Raw genomic sequence first — 17,326 nt, 5'->3', positions numbered from 1 at the left:
GTATGGCGGCAACTATGGTAGGTTATGCCGCCCAACAACGACAGAGTCACCCGCATGAGCCTGTTCCTGCTGACCGGCATCGCCACGCTGGACATCGTCAACACGGTCGATCACTACCCCGCCGAAGACGAGGAACTGCGCGCCAGCGCGAGCCGACACAGCCCCGGCGGCAACGCCCTCAACGCTGCCCGCATACTTGCCGGCCTGGGGCACCGCACCGAACTCCTCGCCCATCTTGCCGACGACCCCGGCGGCAAACATATTCTCGCGACACTGGATGCCGACGGCATCGACCACGCACACTGCCCATGCGCAAGTGGGACCACGCCGACTTCCTACATCACGCTCAATGCCATCAATGGCTCTCGCACCATCGTGCACTACCGCGAGCTGCCCGAGCTGAGCAGTCATCATTTCAAGGCTCTGCCCATCGAACGCTTCGACTGGTTGCACTTCGAAGGCCGCAACGTTCCCGAAACGAACAACATGCTGCGTCACGCACGCGGGCGCCTACTCGATCAACCCATCTCCATCGAGATCGAGAAACCCAGACCCGGACTCGATCAGCTTTTCCCGCAGGCTGATGTCCTAATCTTCAGCCGCGCCTACGCGCTTGCGCTCGGACACACGTGCGCAAGCGAGCTGCTAACTGCGCTGCGTCCTCTCGCCCCGCGCGCAGCACTGGTCTGCGCCTGGGGTGAGGATGGCGCCTGGGCGCTGGCCGCGGACCGACGCGCGCCCGCCGAGGCGATCCATGCATCGGCCGTCCGCTCTGGGCCAGTGGTTGATACATTGGGCGCCGGGGATGCCTTCAATGCGGGTCTGATCGAGGCACTGGCCACCGGTTCGACGCTCGATGAAGCACTGCGGCGCGCGGTAACCCTGGCCGGGCGCAAGGTCACAGGACAAGGTTTCTCGCACCTGGCCGACGGCGCGCGGGCGTGAACGGCGAGACGGCGCTGCTCGACCTACACACGTTGCCCGAACCGGGCAGCGCCACGCTTGAAACCGATTACGACGGTCGACGGGTATCGATCATGATCATACGTCACCATGGCGCCGTGCATGGCTATCTCAACGACTGCCCTCATCTGGGCACCCCGCTGGATTGGCTGCCTGGCGAGGTGCTCGACCGAGACCACAGGCATATCATCTGCGCCACACACGGTGCCCGCTTCCGCATTCGCGACGGCCTGTGCATATCCGGTCCCTGCCTCGGCGACCGGCTCGCCGCCGTACCGCTGAGCGTGCGTGGCGGCGTCATCTATCTCAAACCGCCGTCCGATTCCTGCGCCGAGGCCTGAAGCGGATCCATCTCCCCACCATGTGGAACCTTCTGAATAGCAGCCATACGTTGACGCAACAGCGTATGCCCTTCGCCGGCGAACCACGCGTTGAGACCGACGCGTAAAACCGCCAGATGAGCACTCAACCGGGTGGCAAGGTAGACCAGACCAGGTAAACCCTCATGCTCCTGCAAAATTGCAAAACCGCGCACATCCTCGCGCAGGGCGGCGACGAGCATCTCGCGGGCGTGGGCCCCGCACGACGCCGCTGCCGCATCGGTCAGCCAAGCACCAAAAAATTGCGAGTCGCGCCACTCCCCGAGTAGCGATTGCAGTGGCTTGAGGGCCTCTATTACGCCGTCAATACTCGCCCGCGTATAGACCGTCTCATCGGATTCGAGCAGGTATCGCAGGCGCTTGGCCAACAATCTCGCATGATGCGATGGCTCATCCTCCATATCGGGCCAGAGCGGCGACAAGGCCGTCTCCAGGCGCCGCCACACGTCGGCGGTCCGCATCTGGAACAACGCCGCCATACCGACGTCCGGTCCGGCATGGCGGGCAACGATCTCAGCCCATTCGTACAAGGCATCGCGCAGCGGTGGGTAACGTGCCCGTATCGCCACTTGCGTCTGATCCGCCGCCTCGCGCAGGTGTAGCACCAAGCGCCCGCGAATCTGTGCAACGCCCTCGGATTCCTGCCGTGTACTGCCTTCCGCCAACACATCCAGCAGCGACAGCCAGGCCTGGGCGTTACGCGTCGTGTCGCTGTCGCGCATCAGCTTGTGCAAATCACGCAGCATGTGTCGGGTACCCTTGATATCGTCCCGATGTAATCTCAATCGGCTGCGTATCCGTCGAACCGCCACCCTGAAATCGTGCAGAGCCTCGCCGGTATCGCCTGAACCCAGGCGAGTCAAAGCCTGATCTGCGGCCTTTAATTGCCGCCTGAGCAAATGCGCCGTACTTATCCCTATCGGTGTATTTCCCGTGGCCATGACGCCTCGCCATGTGATCAAAATCGCCCCTGATCGCACCTTAGCGTCAACCGTGGTGGTGTTTCCTGCGCCAGATCAACTATGCCGGATTCAACGCCCCGACATTCTGGCAGCAGCGCGGGCAATGGCCGGAGCGGAGGCCAGGCGGTGCGCAGCCCGGATCGGCTCAGGCAGACGAAAGCGCGTGAGCGCCTGCATGACCAAGCGTGGCGCGGTTTCCTGGGAGACGCGATGCCCAGGCGAAATGAACAACGGACGCACACCCTTGCGACTACGCAATACACAGCCGATCCGCGCATCACCCAGATACAGCGGCGTGGAAGCACCACGCTCGTTCGCCACCTCGGCATGCGTACCGACGAGACGCGACTTGCCCACGCCGATACACGGCAAGCCAGTCAAGACACCGAGGTGCGCGGCGATGCCCAGCCCACGCGGATGCGCCACGCCCTGACCGTCGCAGAACACCAGATCCGGGTACCGAGACAGGCGCTCGAACGCATCCAGTACAGCCGGAAGTTCACGAAACGAGAGCAGACCCGGCACATAGGGAAACTGCGTTGGACGCCGAGCCAGAATCTGCTCCACCAGCACCAGCGACGGCCATTGCAACACCACCACCGCAGCCCGCGTAATCGCGCCGCCCTCTTCGAAACCGACATCGACACCCGCCACTTGCCGCAACACGCCGAAATCATCCATCAGCGATACCGCTGTGCAAAGCCGGACCTGAATACGACGCGCCTCCGCCGGATCGACCATCCACGGATGGATTAAAATTTCGTGTTTTTGCGTCATAGTGTGTTGAATCCGTATTTTCAGCGGGCACTCAAACCGTCCGGCGGGGGCCGCTCGTCGCGGATTGAACACAAGGCGCCAACAGAGCGTCTAGGCCACAGGCCGAACAAACCAAGGGCATCCCAGCCCAACAAAGCCACCACCAGCCAGGAGCACAGTCGTGAATTATCGCCTTAAAGTCGCTTCACTCGTACTCGGTCTATGCGCCATGGGCAGCACAGCGGTCATGGCCGCCACCCACAAGACCCCACCCTGGGGTCCGGGTCCATTCAAGGTATTGCTCGAGGTCAATCAGAACAATCATGCCGAGTGGGCCATCACCATCAATAATCTGAGCACCATGGAAAAAGTAGTCGGTATGGACCATGCCCATGCCGAAGTCATCGCCTGGGGGCCTGGTATCAAATTTCTGCTGAAGAATTCACCCTACGCCAAAGATATTCAGAGTCTGTCGATGTACGGCGTTCAATTTTCCGCCTGCCATCAGACCATGAAGGCCATGCACATCACCAAGGCTCAACTCGCCAGCGGCGTAACCGTCGTGCCCGGCGCGATTGCCGAAATCGTCAAACGGCACAATGAGGGATGGACCGAAATCAAGGAATAGGTATCGATTTGGCGTGGCCCGGCGGTACCATCAGAAACTGCCGGGCTCTCCTCTCCCTCATCCCCGGTCCGGTCCGCTTCTAATCTAGGTCTACCAACATAGCAGCAGCACAAAAACTGTACGATCTCGCAAAGCCTTGGTCGCGCTACAGGCACGGACCCAGTTCTAGGCGCATGCCTGCAACTTGCGCCCTTCTTGCGGGAACCTAGAACCCCCGCCCATCCAGGTCATCTCGGCGACACCTCCCTCTGTGGCATCGACGACGCCAGATAGCGTCCACAACCCCACATTGCCCTATCTCAAATGAAGAGCTGCACAACTCATTGAGAATGCTGCCTCAATGAGCGAAACACGCAGCAACCTGACTATCGGCAGATGCAACGGGCGCCGCACATACCTCGATCTGGCACCGTGCAAAACCGTGCGAGGGGAAGTTGAGAAGTGGGAGTGGCGCGAACGTTAGACGGGGCATTCAGCCCCGTCTAACGACGGCATACATGGCCTAACTTAGTTGCGATAACCTGGACCGGTAATGGGAACGCCGTTGCTCATATAGGAAATAAAATACTCCAGATCACGGTATTCGACGCTCTGGGGCTTGAAGGGCTTGGCTCGGACCTGTTTGTTACAGCCGATGAAGCGACGATCGACCGTGCCGAGATTGCTCCACTTGGCGCGATATACCGGGAAGCCGTTGAGCATGCCCAAGGCCGGGCTGAGGGTTTGCGTGCGTAACTTCTGGCCAGCATGGGCCATGTGACAGGCAGCGCAGGAGAAATTGAGCTGCCCACGCTTGGCATAGAAGAAATCCTTGCCGCGCGCATAGGCGGCAAGAGCTGCCGGTTCATTGGGTACACTGACATGCATCAGCTTGCCGTCGGAGGTGCTCGCCATATAGGCTGATAACTCGGCCAGCTTACCCTTCTGCCAAGGCAGCGCCTTCTCGCCGTTCTTGACTCGGCACTCGTTGATCGCGCCTTCCAGCGTCACCACCTGAGCGGTTTGTTTGTCGAAGTAAGGGTAGTATTGACGGATATCCTTGCCGCCGTTACGGAAGCAGCTCGCGTAGGTCTTGCCGTTGGCGAAGGGCTTGTCGAACAAGCGCTTGCCGGCCGCAATGCCTTCGTCCTGCGGCGGGAATTGCATGATGCTCTTGTACTGGCTGATCGCATCCTCGGTATTGATGCCCGGTATCCACTCGCCCTGGGCATAGGCCTTGAGCGGCACGCCTGGGAAACGCTGCTCGAAGAACTGGCGAAATGCCTTGAGGTCCTGCTCCGGGCTGGCCTGTGCCACCATCGGCGCGCCCAACATCGCCGCAACCACCCCCATGACCCCGATAACTCCTGCTCCCTTGAACATTGTTCTCATTGCGCCTCCTTCAGATCGATAACATTTTATGGATACTTTGGGCACGCCCAATGGGTTGATTATAGCCAGCCCTGCCGCGTGTGCTGCAAGCAGTTAAAGCTCTGGTCAAACCTGGGCATAGCGAATCCCACCGGACACCCAACGTCGAATCAGCGCATCGGTCGCCGCCGGTGCCTCGGCTGCGAGCACGTGCGCGGTATCAAGTGCGGCTGGAATCAAATCGCCGTCCCGCACCATATCCGCCACCCGCAGGTGCGCAAGTCCGGTTTGCCGGGTGCCCAGCAGCTCACCAGGGCCACGAATTTCCAGATCATGGCGGGCCACCTCAAAACCGTCCTGGGTCTTGCGCATCACCTGCAATCGTCGACGTGCAGTCTCCCCCAGGGGCGGATGATAAAGCAGGACGCAGCTCGAAGCCGTGGCGCCCCGACCGACCCGGCCGCGCAACTGATGCAACTGTGCCAAACCCAGTCGTTCAGCGTTCTCGACAACCATCAATGACGCGTTCGGCACGTCGACGCCGACCTCGATCACGGTGGTCGCCACCAACAGATCCAGCGCACCCTCCTTGAAGGCCCGCATCACTGCCTCCTTTTCTGCGGCACGCAGCCGGCCATGCACCAATCCCACGGCGATGCCTGGCAATGCCTCGGTGAGCAGCGCATGGGTTGCCTCGGCGGTTTCGCACTGCAGCACCTCGGATTCTTCGATCAGGGTACAGACCCAGTAGACCTGTTGGCCGCGCTCCACCGCTGCGTGAATACGCTCGACCACCTCGGGACGACGTGTATCCGGAATGGCTACCGTCACGACCGGCTTGCGGCCTGGCGGTAATTCATCGATTACCGAATAGTCCAAATCCGCATACGCGGTCATCGCCAGCGTGCGCGGGATCGGGGTCGCGGTCATCACCAGCTGGTGCGGGTACAACCCGCCCGCAATCGCTTTTTCGCGCAACGCCAGTCGCTGGTGTACGCCGAAACGGTGTTGTTCGTCGATCACGACCAACCCCAAACGGGCAAAACGCACCGTGTCCTGAAATAACGCGTGGGTGCCCACCACCATCGATGCCCGTCCATCCTCCAGTTCGGCCAACACCTCGCTACGCTGCGCCTCGCGCAGCCGCCCAGACAACCACACCACGCGCACGTCCAGAGGTGCCAACCATCCCTCGGCATTGCGATAATGCTGCTCAGCCAGCAGTTCGGTCGGCGCCATCAGCGCAGCCTGGAAGCCCCCCGCCACCGCCTGCAGGCAGGCCGCCATCGCAACCACCGTCTTGCCAGAACCCACGTCGCCCTGTACCAGCCGCAGCATCGGGTGCGGGCAGGCAAGGTCCGTCGCGATCTCATCGATGACACGACACTGCGCATCGGTCAGCACAAAGGGCAGGTTCGACACGAAGCGACGGCTCAAGTCTTCCGCCGTGGGTACGGGCAGTGGCGGTGCCGGCTCCGCGCGCGCCTGTGCCCGCAGACGTGCCATACCGAGTTGGTGTGCCACCAGTTCCTCGAAGGCCAAGCGCCGCTGGGCGGGGTGGCGACCGTCCATGAGCGCGACGGTATCGACATCGACCGGTGGCGTGTGTAGCAGTGACAAGGCCTCACCCAGACCGTAGCGCAGCGCTTCCGGCAGTTGCGACTCGGACAACCACTCGTGTAGCCCGCCATAGGCGCGTGCCAGCCCGATGAGACGTCGCAAGGTCGCTTGTCCGACGCCTTCGGTGGTCGGATAGACCGGCGTCAGGGTTCGCTCCAGGGGTTCGTCGTCGGCTTCAACCAGCACCCGATATTCCGGATGGACCATTTCGAGGCCGGCGAGCCCAGGCCGTACCTCGCCGAACGCTCGCACCCACTGGCCGGGTACCAGGTGCTGCCGCTGAGTGGACCCGAAGTGGAAAAAACGCAGTGTGATTTGGCCGCTGGTATCCGCGATGCGGACCAACAGCGCACGTCGACGACGCACCACAATTTCGGCATGCGTCACGCGTCCCTGTACCAATACTTCCTGCTGGGGACGCAACCCACCGAGCGCACTCAAGCGGCTGCGGTCCTGATAGCGCAGCGGCAGATGGAACAACAGATCCTCAACACGCTCGATACCAAGCCGCGCGAGGCGTTCGGCAAGCCGCTCACCCACCCCCTTCATGGCGGCGACCGGCGATTGCAGGCTCAAGGCGGTCATTATGCTGTGAAGATCGGTGTCCCGTCGCCGGGTGCGGCGCCGAGTCCCCGACCTCCTGGCTCAGCCGAGCACCATGACCGCTTCCATTTCCACGCCCACCCCGCGCGGTAGGGCAGCGACGCCGACGGCGGCGCGCGCCGGGTAGGGTTCGGTGAAATATTCGGCCATCTGCTGGTTCACCATGGGGAAGTGAGCCAGGTCGGTCAGAAAAATGTTCAGCTTGACCACGTTGGCCAGGCTGCCACCGGCGGCACGTGCAACCGCCGACAGGTTATCGAAGACCTGCTTGATCTGGGTCTCCATATCGTCGCCAGCCAGTTCCATGGTCGCGGGATCGAGCGGAATTTGGCCGGACAGATAAACCGTATCGCCGGCTCGAATCGCCTGTGAATAGGTGCCGATGGCCTTGGGGGCTTTGTCTGTGAAAATGACTTCGGTTTTCATGGCGCTGCGCTCTTGTTTGTCGGAGCGGCACAGGTTACCGGGAATCCGCCGGTCGGTCATCCCATCCCATCAGCCGCGCACGCGCGTGATCTTGTTGACCGCGGGTACGGCACGCAGACGGCGCATGACACGCGCCAGGTGCCGACGGTCGCGCACGCTCAACACGAAAGTCATCGTGGTCAGCATGCTGTCTCGCTCTTCGAAGGAGACGTTTTCGATGTTCGAATCGGTTTCTGCGATACGTGCCGCGATCTGTGCCAGCATCCCGCGCTGATTCGAGACCATCACACGAATGGCCGCGGCAAATTCACCACTCGGCTCATCCGACCATTGCAGGGGCATCCAGCGGTCGGGTTTGGCACGGAATTCGAGCACATTGCGGCAAGTTTCGCGGTGTACCACCAGCCCTCGGCCCGCACTGAGCACGCCGGCGATGGGGTCGCCGGGCAAAGGGTAGCAGCACTTGGCGAAGGTCAACACCAGGCCTTCGCTACCGCGGATCACCAGCGGTTTACCGCCATGAGTTTGCGGAGTATCGCCTTCTTCGCCTTCGCCCAGCAGACGCCGCGTGACCAGTGGCGCCAGACGGTTGCCCAGGCCGACATCGTTGAGCAATGCATTCAGATCCGTCAGCCCCCAGGTCGTCAACAGATCGGCGAGCCGCCCCGTATCGACCGATTCGAGGGTTTGGCCGGCAGCGCTTAGCGCCTTGTCCAGCAACCGCCGCCCCAGCGCGATGGCTTCATCACCCTGCAGGCTCTTGAGACGGTGGCGCAAACCCGTACGCGCCTTCGCGGTAACCACGAAATTGAGCCATGCGGGATTGGGGCGCGCGGTCGGCGAGGTGATAATTTCCACGGTCTGTCCGCTTTCGAGCGGTGAGGACAGCGGCGCCAAGTGGCGGTCGATCTTGGCGGCGACGCAGGTATTGCCGACATCGGAGTGCACCGCATAAGCGAAATCAACGGCCGTCGCGCCACGCGGCAGTTCCATGATGGCGCCTTTGGGCGTGAAGATGTAGACCTCGTCAGGAAACAGGTCGACCTTGACGTTTTCCAGGAATTCGAGCGAACTGCCCGCGCGCTGCTGCATCTCAAGGATTCCCTTGAGCCATTCGCGCGCACGCGCCTGTGTGCCCGCACCGGCGTTCCCCCCCTCGCCCGCCTTGTAAAGCCAATGTGCGGCGATGCCGCTTTCCGCTACCCGGTCCATCTCGTCGGAGCGTATCTGTACCTCGATGGGGATACCGTGCGGGCCGAACAGAATGGTATGCAGCGACTGGTAACCGTTCGCCTTGGGGATGGCGATGTAGTCCTTGAAGTGTCCGGCCACCGGCTTGTAGAGATTGTGCGTGATGCCAAGCGCGCGGTAGCAGGTATCGATGTCGGCCACTGCGATGCGGATGGCGAAGACGTCGAACACCTCGGAAAAAGGCATCCGTTTGCCCCGCATCTTGCGGTAGAGCGAGTAGAGGTTCTTCTCCCGCCCCACGACCCGCGCCTCGATACCGGTCTCTTCCAGGCGCCTGACGATAGCGGCCTCGACGTTCTGCATCAACTCCTTACGCCTACCGCGCGCACGCTCGACGGAGTTCGACAAAACGCGGTAACGCATCGGGTAAAGCGCTGCGAAGCCAAGGGTTTCCAGCTCTCGACGCAGGGCATTCATACCCAGGCGCTGAGCGATGGGCGCATAGATTTCGAGGGTTTCGCGGGCGATGCGTCGACGTTTGTCCGGGCGCAACGCGGAGAGAGTCCGCATGTTGTGTAGACGGTCGGCCAGCTTGACCAGGATGACGCGCAGATCGCGCACCATGGCCATCATCATTTTACGGATGTTCTCGGCCTGGGCCTCGGCGTGCGATTCGAACTTGAGATGCGTCAGTTTGCTCACGCCATCGACCAGCTCGGCGACTTCCTCGCCGAAGGTCTCGCGCAGCTGATCCTTGGTGACCGGGGTATCCTCCATCACGTCGTGAAGGATGGCCGCCATGATGCTGTGATGGTCCATCCGCATCCCGGCCATAACGCGCGCTACGGCCAGCGGATGGAAGATATAAGGCTCGCCGGACTGCCGGTTCTGCCCGATATGGGCCTCGGCCGCAAATAAGTAGGTGCGATAGACATCGCGCACCTGCTCAGGCGGCAGGTAGACCTCCAGTATCTTGCAAAGATCGCTGACCAGAAAGCGCGTGGAATCCCCCCGGTTTACACCAGGCGCGGCATTCGGCTGCGGCGGGGTGACGAGGTCAACCATGATCGGCTATCGGCAGGCGCGTAGGGCGCCGGACGCGAGCCACTGGGGAGATCGGCTAGATCTCCTCCCGGACTTCCTGCTCGCTGATCGGCGATGAGAGGCCGTGTTCGCGGGCGACGACTTCGTCCAACACTGAGACGGTGGTCAGACCTTCGGCAATCTCGCGCAACGCGACTACCGTGGGTTTGTCGTTCTCAAGCGACACACGCGGCTCGGCACCCAGGGAAATCTGACGGGCACGCTTGGACGCGATCAATACCAGCTGGAAGCGGTTATCGACGTTCGCAAGGCAGTCTTCTACGGTAATTCTGGCCATGACTCACTCCAAATCTGGCTGCCCGGGCGGCGGGGCGCCGGCCGGTGCATTTTAATAGGACATAACAATGCCCTCATCTTAATGGATGGCGAACGCTCAAACCAGCAGATCGGAAATCAGCGAGCGCAAGCGCTGGCCGCGCGCGGGCAAACGCAGGCGATTGGCGCTGACGATAACCGACAATTCCGCAAGCGCATCCTCGAAGTCATCGTTGACGACGAGGTAGTCATATTCGCCATAGTGCGAAATCTCCCGCACCGCGTCGCGCATCCGCCGCTCGATCACCTCGTCGCTGTCCTGCGCACGCGCGCGCAACCTGGTTTCCAGCTCGGTCCGCGAGGGTGGAAGAATAAAAATCGACTGGCAACCTGGCAGTTGACGGCGTACCTGCTGCGCGCCCTGCCAATCGATTTCGAGGATCACGTCCTGACCCTCGGCCAGCTGCGCCTGCACGCTGGCTAGCGCCGTGCCGTAGTAATGATCGAACACCCGCGCGTGTTCCAGAAAGGCGACATCCTCGATCATGCCCAGGAAGGCGCGCTCGTCGATGAAGTGATAATCACGCCCATCCTGCTCGCCGGGACGAGATTTGCGGGTGGTATGCGAGACCGAGATGCTGATCGTGTCCACGCGCGCTACCAGCGCCTTGACCAAACTGGTCTTCCCGGCGCCGGAGGGGGCGGAAATGATATACAGGGTGCCAAGGCTCAAGGCGACGCTCCTGGTTTCTTAGGGCTCCAGAGCGTGCAGAGTCTAGCCTATATTGCGTCGCGGTGCCCTGGGTCGTGGGCCCGAAACAGGCGGTGGTAAAGATATAGATAGACACCTTGCAGACCTGCCGCGAGCACGAAGGGCGGCAGCAGCCAACCGGCCTGAAAGAAGGCGCCCGCGACCACTGGGCCGACGGCGAGCGGTAGCATCATCGATACGGTATTGAGGCTGGCGGCCAGCCCACTGCGATCCGCACCGACCAGGCTCACACCGAGTGCCTGACGGGCACCTACGGTGCCCCGATTGAGGCCGGAGCGCAGCACGTAGAAAAAACCGGCCCAATAGAAGCTTGGGGAAAGCGCCATCGGAATCAGCAGCAACAAACCCACCAGGCGCGGCCAGACCACCGCGTCGACCACCCCGAAGCGGCGGCTTAGCCGGCCGGCCAGTAACGAGGCCAGCCCCGTCACCACGAAGGCAAGACTCATCATCGGCGCGATCGCTGAAGGTCCGACGGAGAAGCGCAGCTCGAACCAATAGGCCATCAATGGCCCGATCAAGCCGATGCCGAGACCATTGATAGCGTTCACGCCAACCAGTCGCAGCAGCAAACCATTCTCGCGGACCCGCCGCGCCTTCTTTTCCAGGGACGCACCATCGCCGACGATCTCTGGCGCGATACGAGACCTATCCTTTACACCCCACAACAAACCGAAACAGGCGAGCGAACCCAGCAATACGATCAGGAACAATACCCGGTATTCGGCGGCAGGCGGGTGGCCGTCGTCCGTCAAACCCGGCAACATCGCGCCGAGCGCGCCCAGGGCCATACCGAAAAATCCCAAGGCCGTATTGAGGCTGAAAACGCTACCGCGCATATCCGGGGCAATTTCGCCGGCAAGCCAGGATTGCTCCACGGGCGCAAACGGACCCGCGCTACCGTTGGCGCCTCGACCAAAGCCTCCGATGATGGCGGCAGCGGCAATCAGTGCGGGGTGACTGCTGAGCAAGGCAACCAGGGCGGCCAGCATCTGGCTGACCTCATAGGCCAGCAGGAAGCGTCGTCGCCCCCAGCGATCGGACAACGGCCCGAGCAGCAGCGTCAGCACGCCTCCGAGCACCAAGCCCCCCATGAACACCGCGCCAATGGCGACTGGCGTCCAGCGCAAGGCATGCAGATAGAGCGCGAAATCCACCACCAGCGCCCCTTGTCCGAGGCTGCGTAGCGCGCGCGCGCCGATTAGGCGACGCGCGGTGGTACTCAGTGCTTGCGCGCCAGACAACTATTCAGCCGCAACCGGCGGTGCGCCACGGGCCGGCGCGAAGGGTGGGCGGGCGAACCAAACCAGCCCCATGAGCATCACGAAAATCCAACCGGACAGCCAGAAAAAATCGTTCGTCGAGAGCATAAAGGCCTGCTGCTCGACCAGACGCTCCATCACGCCATAACTAGCTTCTGGCGAAAGCCCGTGCGATTGCAGCTGCCCCAGGGCCTGGTGCAAGGCCGGATTGGCGTTGGTGAGATGATCCATCAGACGCTGATCATGCAGCGTCGCGCGCCGGTCCCAAAGCGTGATACTCAGCGAGGTACCGAAGCTTGCACCTAGTGTACGCAGGAAATTCAGCAAACCGGACGCGCTGGCGACGCGCGACTGCGGCAACCCTGCCAGCGACATCGCGGTCAGCGGGATAAAAAAAGTAGCGATGCCGATACCCAGATAAATACGCGGGTCGACCAACTGCCAAAGATCGACCTGCGTGGTCAGGCTCCCCAGCCAGAAGGAGCACAAGGCAAAGACCAGAAAGGCGATGGTCACGAAGATGCGCAGATCGACACGATGCAGATTGCGCCCAACGATTGGCGACAATACGATCGCCAACAGCCCTACCGGGGCCGATGCGATACCGGCCCAGGTGGCAGTGTAGTTGAGCTGAGTTTGCAGCCACAGCGGGAAGATCACGATGCCACCGAAATACACGCCGAAGCCCAGCGTGATGGCCACCGCTGCGACGTTGAAATTACGGCTCTTGAATAATGTCAGATCGACCACCGGATGCGGGTCGTACCATTCCCAAATAATGAATAACACGATCGCAATCAGTGCGGTGATACCCAAGGTAAGAATGAAGGTGGAACCGAACCAATCGTCCTGATTGCCCTTGTCGAGCATGATCTGCAACGCACCGACACCGACGACCAGCAAGGCAAGACCGATGGCGTCGATGGGTAGACGACGACGTGGCGTCTCCCGGTTCTTGAGCAAAGACCACGTCACCATGATCGAAAAAATACCGATCGGTATATTGATGTAGAAAATCCACGGCCAACTGTAGTTGTCGGTGAGCCAGCCACCGAAGATCGGGCCCAGCACGGGTGCCACCACGGTGGTCATCCCCCAAATCGCAAGTGCTAGCCCGCGCTTGTCCGGCGGGTAATTGTTCATCAGCAAGCTCTGCGACAAGGGGATCATCGGCCCGGCTACCGCGCCTTGCAGCACGCGCAGAAACAGAAGCACGGGAAAACTGTCAGCCAAACCGCAGAGTGTGGAAAACAGCGTGAACAGCCCGGTACAAACCACGAACAGCCGCACTTCGCCGAAACGCTGCGCCAACCAGCCGGTCAAAGGCACGGCGATGGCCGTTGCCACCACGAAGGCGGTGATGACCCAGGTACCCTGGTCCGGGCTCACGCCCAGATCGCCGGAGATCGTCGGCACCGCCACGTTGGTGATCGTTGTATCCAGCACGTTCATGAAGGTCGCGAGCGCGAGCGCGATGGTCAGCACACCCAGCGTTGCGCCCTTGACGGGCTGAAGTGGCGCCTCAGCCATGCGCCGTGGAGGCCTTGCCGCTGTTCGCGTCGATGATGCGCTTGATCAACGCATCCGCGCCCTGAAGCTGCTGCGCGTAGACATCGGTGCTCGCGCCCTGCTGCGCGCGCGGCACCGTCGCCAGACTCGTGCCCGAATGATCACGAATATCGATGGTGGCGCTGATGGAAAGCCCGAGGCGCAACGGGTGTTGCGTGAGCTCGTCCGCCGGGAGAGAAATCCTCACGGGCACCCGCTGTACCACCTTGATCCAATTGCCCGTCGCGTTCTGCGCGGGCAGTAACGCAAACACCGAACCCGTACCAGGCAACAGACCAATGACATGACCGTGATAAACCACGCCGCTGCCGTAGAAACTCGAGGTCAGACTCACGGGCTGTCCGATACGGACGTCGCGCAAATTCGATTCTTTAAAGTTGGCGTCCACCCAGACATCCGACAGCGGCACGACATCCATCAGTGTCGAGCCCGGCTTGACCTGCTGGCCGACCTCGACCCCGCTGTCAGCGATATAACCGGTCACCGGCGAGACGATTCGCGTGCGCGCCACGTTGAGGTAATCCGTACGCACCATCGCGGCAGCCTGGCGCACCACTGGATTACCGGCGAGCGTGGCGTCCGCGACTGCGGCATGCGCGCCCTCGAGTTGGGCCTGGTCTATCGAAAGCCTGTGTGCGGCGACTTCCATCTGCGTGTGCATCTGTTGAGCGGTTTCGGTCGAAGTCATACCCTTGCGTAACAGACGCGTCTGACGTTGCGCATTGTCGGTTGCCAGTCGCAGCTCGGCACGGTCCAAGGCCACCGTCGCCTGCAAGGCATGCACTCGGGCAAAGGCCTCCCGCACCTGACGCACGGCAGATGCAAGCTGTGCCTCCGCTTGAGCCAGTGCAACATCGGCATTGGCTGTGTCGAGCCGCACCAATACGTCACCGCGCTTGACGAAATCCGTGTCACGGGCCTTGACCGCCACCACGGTTCCAGACACCTGAGGCGAGACCATCACGCGGTCGCCATGGACATATGCGTCATCAGTGCTCACCTGATAACGTCCAACGAACAGGTAATAGGCGCCCCAGACCAAGCCCGCGAGTACAAACCCTATTACCGCAAGGCTCAGTGCGCGCGCACGGCGTCCGGCGCGCGGTTTATCGGTCTGTTGAGCATCATCCTGGGTCGGCACCGGGATTCTCCTTGAAATGACATACGTGGCACCGCCGCCACAGCGGGGTCGGCGAGAACAATCCATGCGCCTGCATGGTCGGACAGGGCCAGGCACTCCTGTCAGAGTGCCGGCACCCCCATCAGGTTCCGGAGGATCGGAACCCGGGCGCCTAGCTGGCGCCCGCCTGTGCGGCTGCCGCCGAGGGTGCCGTCAGATAACCGTTGATGTGTTCGATATCGACCATCGACAACGTGCCGGCGGCCTGCTTGAGCAGCAACGTGTTCACCAGATAGTTGTAACGGGCTTGGGCATACTCGCTCTGTGCCTTGTACAGATCGGAAAGCGCCGACAGTACATCCAGCGAAGTCCGCGTACCCACCTTGAAGCCGGCTTCCATTGATGCAACCGACGCTTCGTTCGAGGCGACCGCCTGGCGCAAGGCCTCGACCTGACTGATCGAGGACATCACGTTGAGATACGCCGAGCGGGTCTGCCGTACCGCCTCGCGCTGCTGGCCCTTGAGCAGCTCATTGGCCTGTAGGTACTTGTATTGGGCCTGATCGGTAAGCGAGCTGACGCGCAGGCCCGAAAACAGCGGCACATTGAGCTGTAGGGCGATACTGTCGTTGGTAGTCCGTCCTGCTTCGAGTCCGGCGTTGGAATCATTGTAGGCACGACTGGCAACCAGGTTCACCGTCGGATAGTGACCGGCACGCTGCACGCCCACCTCCCGACGCGCGGCGGCGGTCGCATATCGCGCGGCGACCACGCTCAGATTCTGCTGCATCGCGGCCTGTACCCAGTCGTGCAAATTGTCCGGCTTGGGGGTCAGCAGCGGCAGCTCACGAGCCAGTGGATCGAGAGGTTCGCCCTCCTGACCGGTCAGCACAGCGAGGGCCTCGCGGGCATTGTCCACCTTGCTTTGCGCCTGGATCACCGCGGCCCGAGCAAGGTCGTAGCTGGCCTGCGCCTGTTGAACGTCGGTGACGGCCACCAGGCCGACGTCATAGCGTTTCTTGGCCTGCTCAAGTTGTCGACCGATGGCGCGCAGCTGGGCTCTGCTGTAGCGTAGCTGGTCCTCTGCCGCGAGCACCGAGAAATAGGCCTGCGCGGTATTCAGGATCAAGGCCTGACTAGCCGCATCGAGGCGTGCCTGCGCGGCGGCAACGGTCTGGTCCGCCTGCTTGAGTGCCAGCCAGTCGCTATAGTTGAACAGGGTTTGGCTCAGGCTTAGTGAATAGCCGTTGCTGCCGTAGTCGTAGGTACTATTGGGCACCCGCTGCCCCGCGATGCTGAAATTCTCGAAGCGGGAATAGTTCTGCGCCACGTTAGCCGACAGGTTGACCTGCGGCAGCAGGCTCGACCGTGCCAGTGGACGCGCCTCGCGCAGGGCCTTGTATTCCTGCTGAGCAGCGGCGAACTGCGCGTCGTTCGCCCGCGCCTGCTGGTACACCTGCATGAGATCTGCCGCCTGCGCTCCCGCGCTCGTGCCGAGTACCGCGACACCGAATACGATTTTTGCAATCTTCATCGCCAATTCCTTCAGAGGTGGGCCGCGGTTGGGCCGCGGACTGATGATCGCTCACTGGCCACCCTGCATCTCCAGCAGCTGTTGTTGCAGCGGCGTCAGTGCAGGCTTCTTCTTGGCCGGACTGGGGTTGTTCTGTTCGAGGACGTAATGCCGGTGTTGCAGATAGGCATCGCGCATGAAGGTATAGGGGTCGTAGGCCTGATCGAGACTGGAGTCCAACGGCAGCAATTGCGCCCGCTCCTCGGTGACCTTCAGCGCCGTGGCCGACCACTGTACGGTCGGATAGGGGTAATAGTAGAGCGGGTTCAGATACACGCCGTCGATCAGCGGGGAAAGGCTGTTGCGCAGGGTGCTGGGGCCGAAGAAGGGAATAATGATGTACGGTCCCTGCGGCACCCCCCAGCGCGCCAAGGTCATGCCGAGGTCGTCTTCGTGCTGGGGCAAACCCCAGTCACTGGCCACATCGAACAACCCGAACAGCCCGAAGGTGGTGTTGAATACCAGCCGAGTAAGATCCTGTGCGGCCTGACCAAGCTTGAATTGCAACAGAGCATTCACGGTTACCGGCACATCGCCAAGGTTCGAGAAGAAATCCGAAACCCGGTGGCGTATCGGACGCGGCGTCACGGCCACATAGCCCTTGGCCACGGGTCGCAACACGGCCTTGTCCACGGTCATGTTGAAACTAAACATCGCATGGTTGTAGCTACTCAGCGCGCCCGTATTCTGACCACCTGCCTGAGGTGTAGTGGCACAACCACCCAACACGGGTAACAGTAACATGACTACCCAGTGGGTCAGGCGCTTCGAATCACGCACGATCAAACATCC

General features: G+C 61.7%; 16 protein-coding genes. 3 read left to right on the top strand and 13 right to left on the bottom strand.

The genetic code is table 11. The features are described 5' to 3' along the window. Positions 1–54: 54 nt before the first annotated feature. The gene (locus tag BI364_RS00505; RefSeq protein ID WP_070077094.1) at positions 55–945 is read left to right on the top strand and encodes a PfkB family carbohydrate kinase; all 891 of its coding nucleotides are present in this window, start codon (positions 55–57) and stop codon (positions 943–945) included. Further along, positions 942–1,304: a Rieske (2Fe-2S) protein gene (locus BI364_RS00500; RefSeq protein WP_070077093.1), complete on the top strand. Its 363-nt coding sequence runs from the start codon at positions 942–944 to the stop codon at positions 1,302–1,304. The genes BI364_RS00505 and BI364_RS00500 overlap by 4 nt, the downstream gene beginning before the upstream one ends. On the opposite strand, the gene BI364_RS00495 is transcribed toward BI364_RS00500, so the two are convergent. After that, positions 1,265–2,284: a CHAD domain-containing protein gene (locus tag BI364_RS00495; RefSeq protein WP_083251070.1), complete on the bottom strand. Its 1,020-nt coding sequence runs from the start codon at positions 2,282–2,284 to the stop codon at positions 1,265–1,267. The genes BI364_RS00500 and BI364_RS00495 overlap by 40 nt on opposite strands. A gap of 90 nt (positions 2,285–2,374) precedes the next feature. Further along, positions 2,375–3,082, bottom strand: coding sequence for a deoxyribonuclease V (gene nfi, locus BI364_RS00490; RefSeq protein WP_083251069.1), 708 nt, complete (start codon positions 3,080–3,082; stop codon positions 2,375–2,377). A gap of 160 nt (positions 3,083–3,242) precedes the next feature. Between nfi and BI364_RS00485 the strand changes: the two genes are divergently transcribed. Further along, the gene (locus BI364_RS00485) at positions 3,243–3,689 is read left to right on the top strand and encodes a DsrE family protein (RefSeq protein WP_156782574.1); all 447 of its coding nucleotides are present in this window, start codon (positions 3,243–3,245) and stop codon (positions 3,687–3,689) included. Positions 3,690–4,196: 507 nt separating this feature from the next. On the opposite strand, the gene soxA is transcribed toward BI364_RS00485, so the two are convergent. From soxA to BI364_RS00430, 11 genes are all read right to left on the bottom strand, one after another. Further along, positions 4,197–5,060: a sulfur oxidation c-type cytochrome SoxA gene (gene soxA, locus BI364_RS00480; protein WP_197495783.1), complete on the bottom strand. Its 864-nt coding sequence runs from the start codon at positions 5,058–5,060 to the stop codon at positions 4,197–4,199. A 105-nt stretch (positions 5,061–5,165) separates the two neighbouring features. Then, positions 5,166–7,247, bottom strand: a complete 2,082-nt coding sequence (gene recG / locus BI364_RS00475) for an ATP-dependent DNA helicase RecG (RefSeq protein WP_267887987.1) — start codon at positions 7,245–7,247, stop codon at positions 5,166–5,168. A gap of 57 nt (positions 7,248–7,304) precedes the next feature. Continuing rightward, the gene (locus tag BI364_RS00470; RefSeq protein WP_070079783.1) at positions 7,305–7,688 is read right to left on the bottom strand and encodes a RidA family protein; all 384 of its coding nucleotides are present in this window, start codon (positions 7,686–7,688) and stop codon (positions 7,305–7,307) included. Positions 7,689–7,757: 69 nt separating this feature from the next. Beyond that, on the bottom strand, positions 7,758–9,944 hold the full coding sequence (gene spoT, locus BI364_RS00465; protein WP_070077088.1) for a bifunctional GTP diphosphokinase/guanosine-3',5'-bis pyrophosphate 3'-pyrophosphohydrolase: 2,187 nt from the start codon (positions 9,942–9,944) through the stop codon (positions 7,758–7,760). Positions 9,945–9,999: 55 nt separating this feature from the next. Further along, the gene (gene rpoZ, locus BI364_RS00460) at positions 10,000–10,260 is read right to left on the bottom strand and encodes a DNA-directed RNA polymerase subunit omega (RefSeq protein WP_070077087.1); all 261 of its coding nucleotides are present in this window, start codon (positions 10,258–10,260) and stop codon (positions 10,000–10,002) included. 96 nt (positions 10,261–10,356) lie between these two features. Next, positions 10,357–10,971 (bottom strand): guanylate kinase, encoded by a 615-nt coding sequence (gene gmk, locus BI364_RS00455; protein WP_070077086.1) that lies wholly within the window; start codon positions 10,969–10,971, stop codon positions 10,357–10,359. Between the two features lie 47 nt (positions 10,972–11,018). Next, complete coding sequence (locus BI364_RS00450; RefSeq protein WP_070077085.1) at positions 11,019–12,254, bottom strand: MFS transporter; 1,236 nt, start codon at positions 12,252–12,254, stop codon at positions 11,019–11,021. Further along, entirely contained in the window at positions 12,255–13,802 is a 1,548-nt protein-coding gene (locus BI364_RS00445; protein ID WP_070077084.1) for a DHA2 family efflux MFS transporter permease subunit, read from the bottom strand. Beyond that, positions 13,795–14,982: an efflux RND transporter periplasmic adaptor subunit gene (locus BI364_RS00440; RefSeq protein WP_070077083.1), complete on the bottom strand. Its 1,188-nt coding sequence runs from the start codon at positions 14,980–14,982 to the stop codon at positions 13,795–13,797. Before BI364_RS00440 ends, BI364_RS00445 begins: the two co-directional genes overlap by 8 nt. A 151-nt stretch (positions 14,983–15,133) precedes the next feature. After that, positions 15,134–16,495, bottom strand: coding sequence for a TolC family outer membrane protein (locus BI364_RS00435; RefSeq protein ID WP_070077082.1), 1,362 nt, complete (start codon positions 16,493–16,495; stop codon positions 15,134–15,136). A gap of 51 nt (positions 16,496–16,546) precedes the next feature. Next, positions 16,547–17,314, bottom strand: a complete 768-nt coding sequence (locus BI364_RS00430) for an MlaA family lipoprotein (RefSeq protein WP_197495782.1) — start codon at positions 17,312–17,314, stop codon at positions 16,547–16,549. Positions 17,315–17,326 lie beyond the last annotated feature (12 nt).

It is taken from the genome of Acidihalobacter yilgarnensis, assembly GCF_001753245.1.
GTDB classification, from domain to species: Bacteria; Pseudomonadota; Gammaproteobacteria; order DSM-5130; family Acidihalobacteraceae; genus Acidihalobacter; species Acidihalobacter yilgarnensis.
This window is presented reverse-complemented; position numbering and strand designations above follow the sequence as displayed.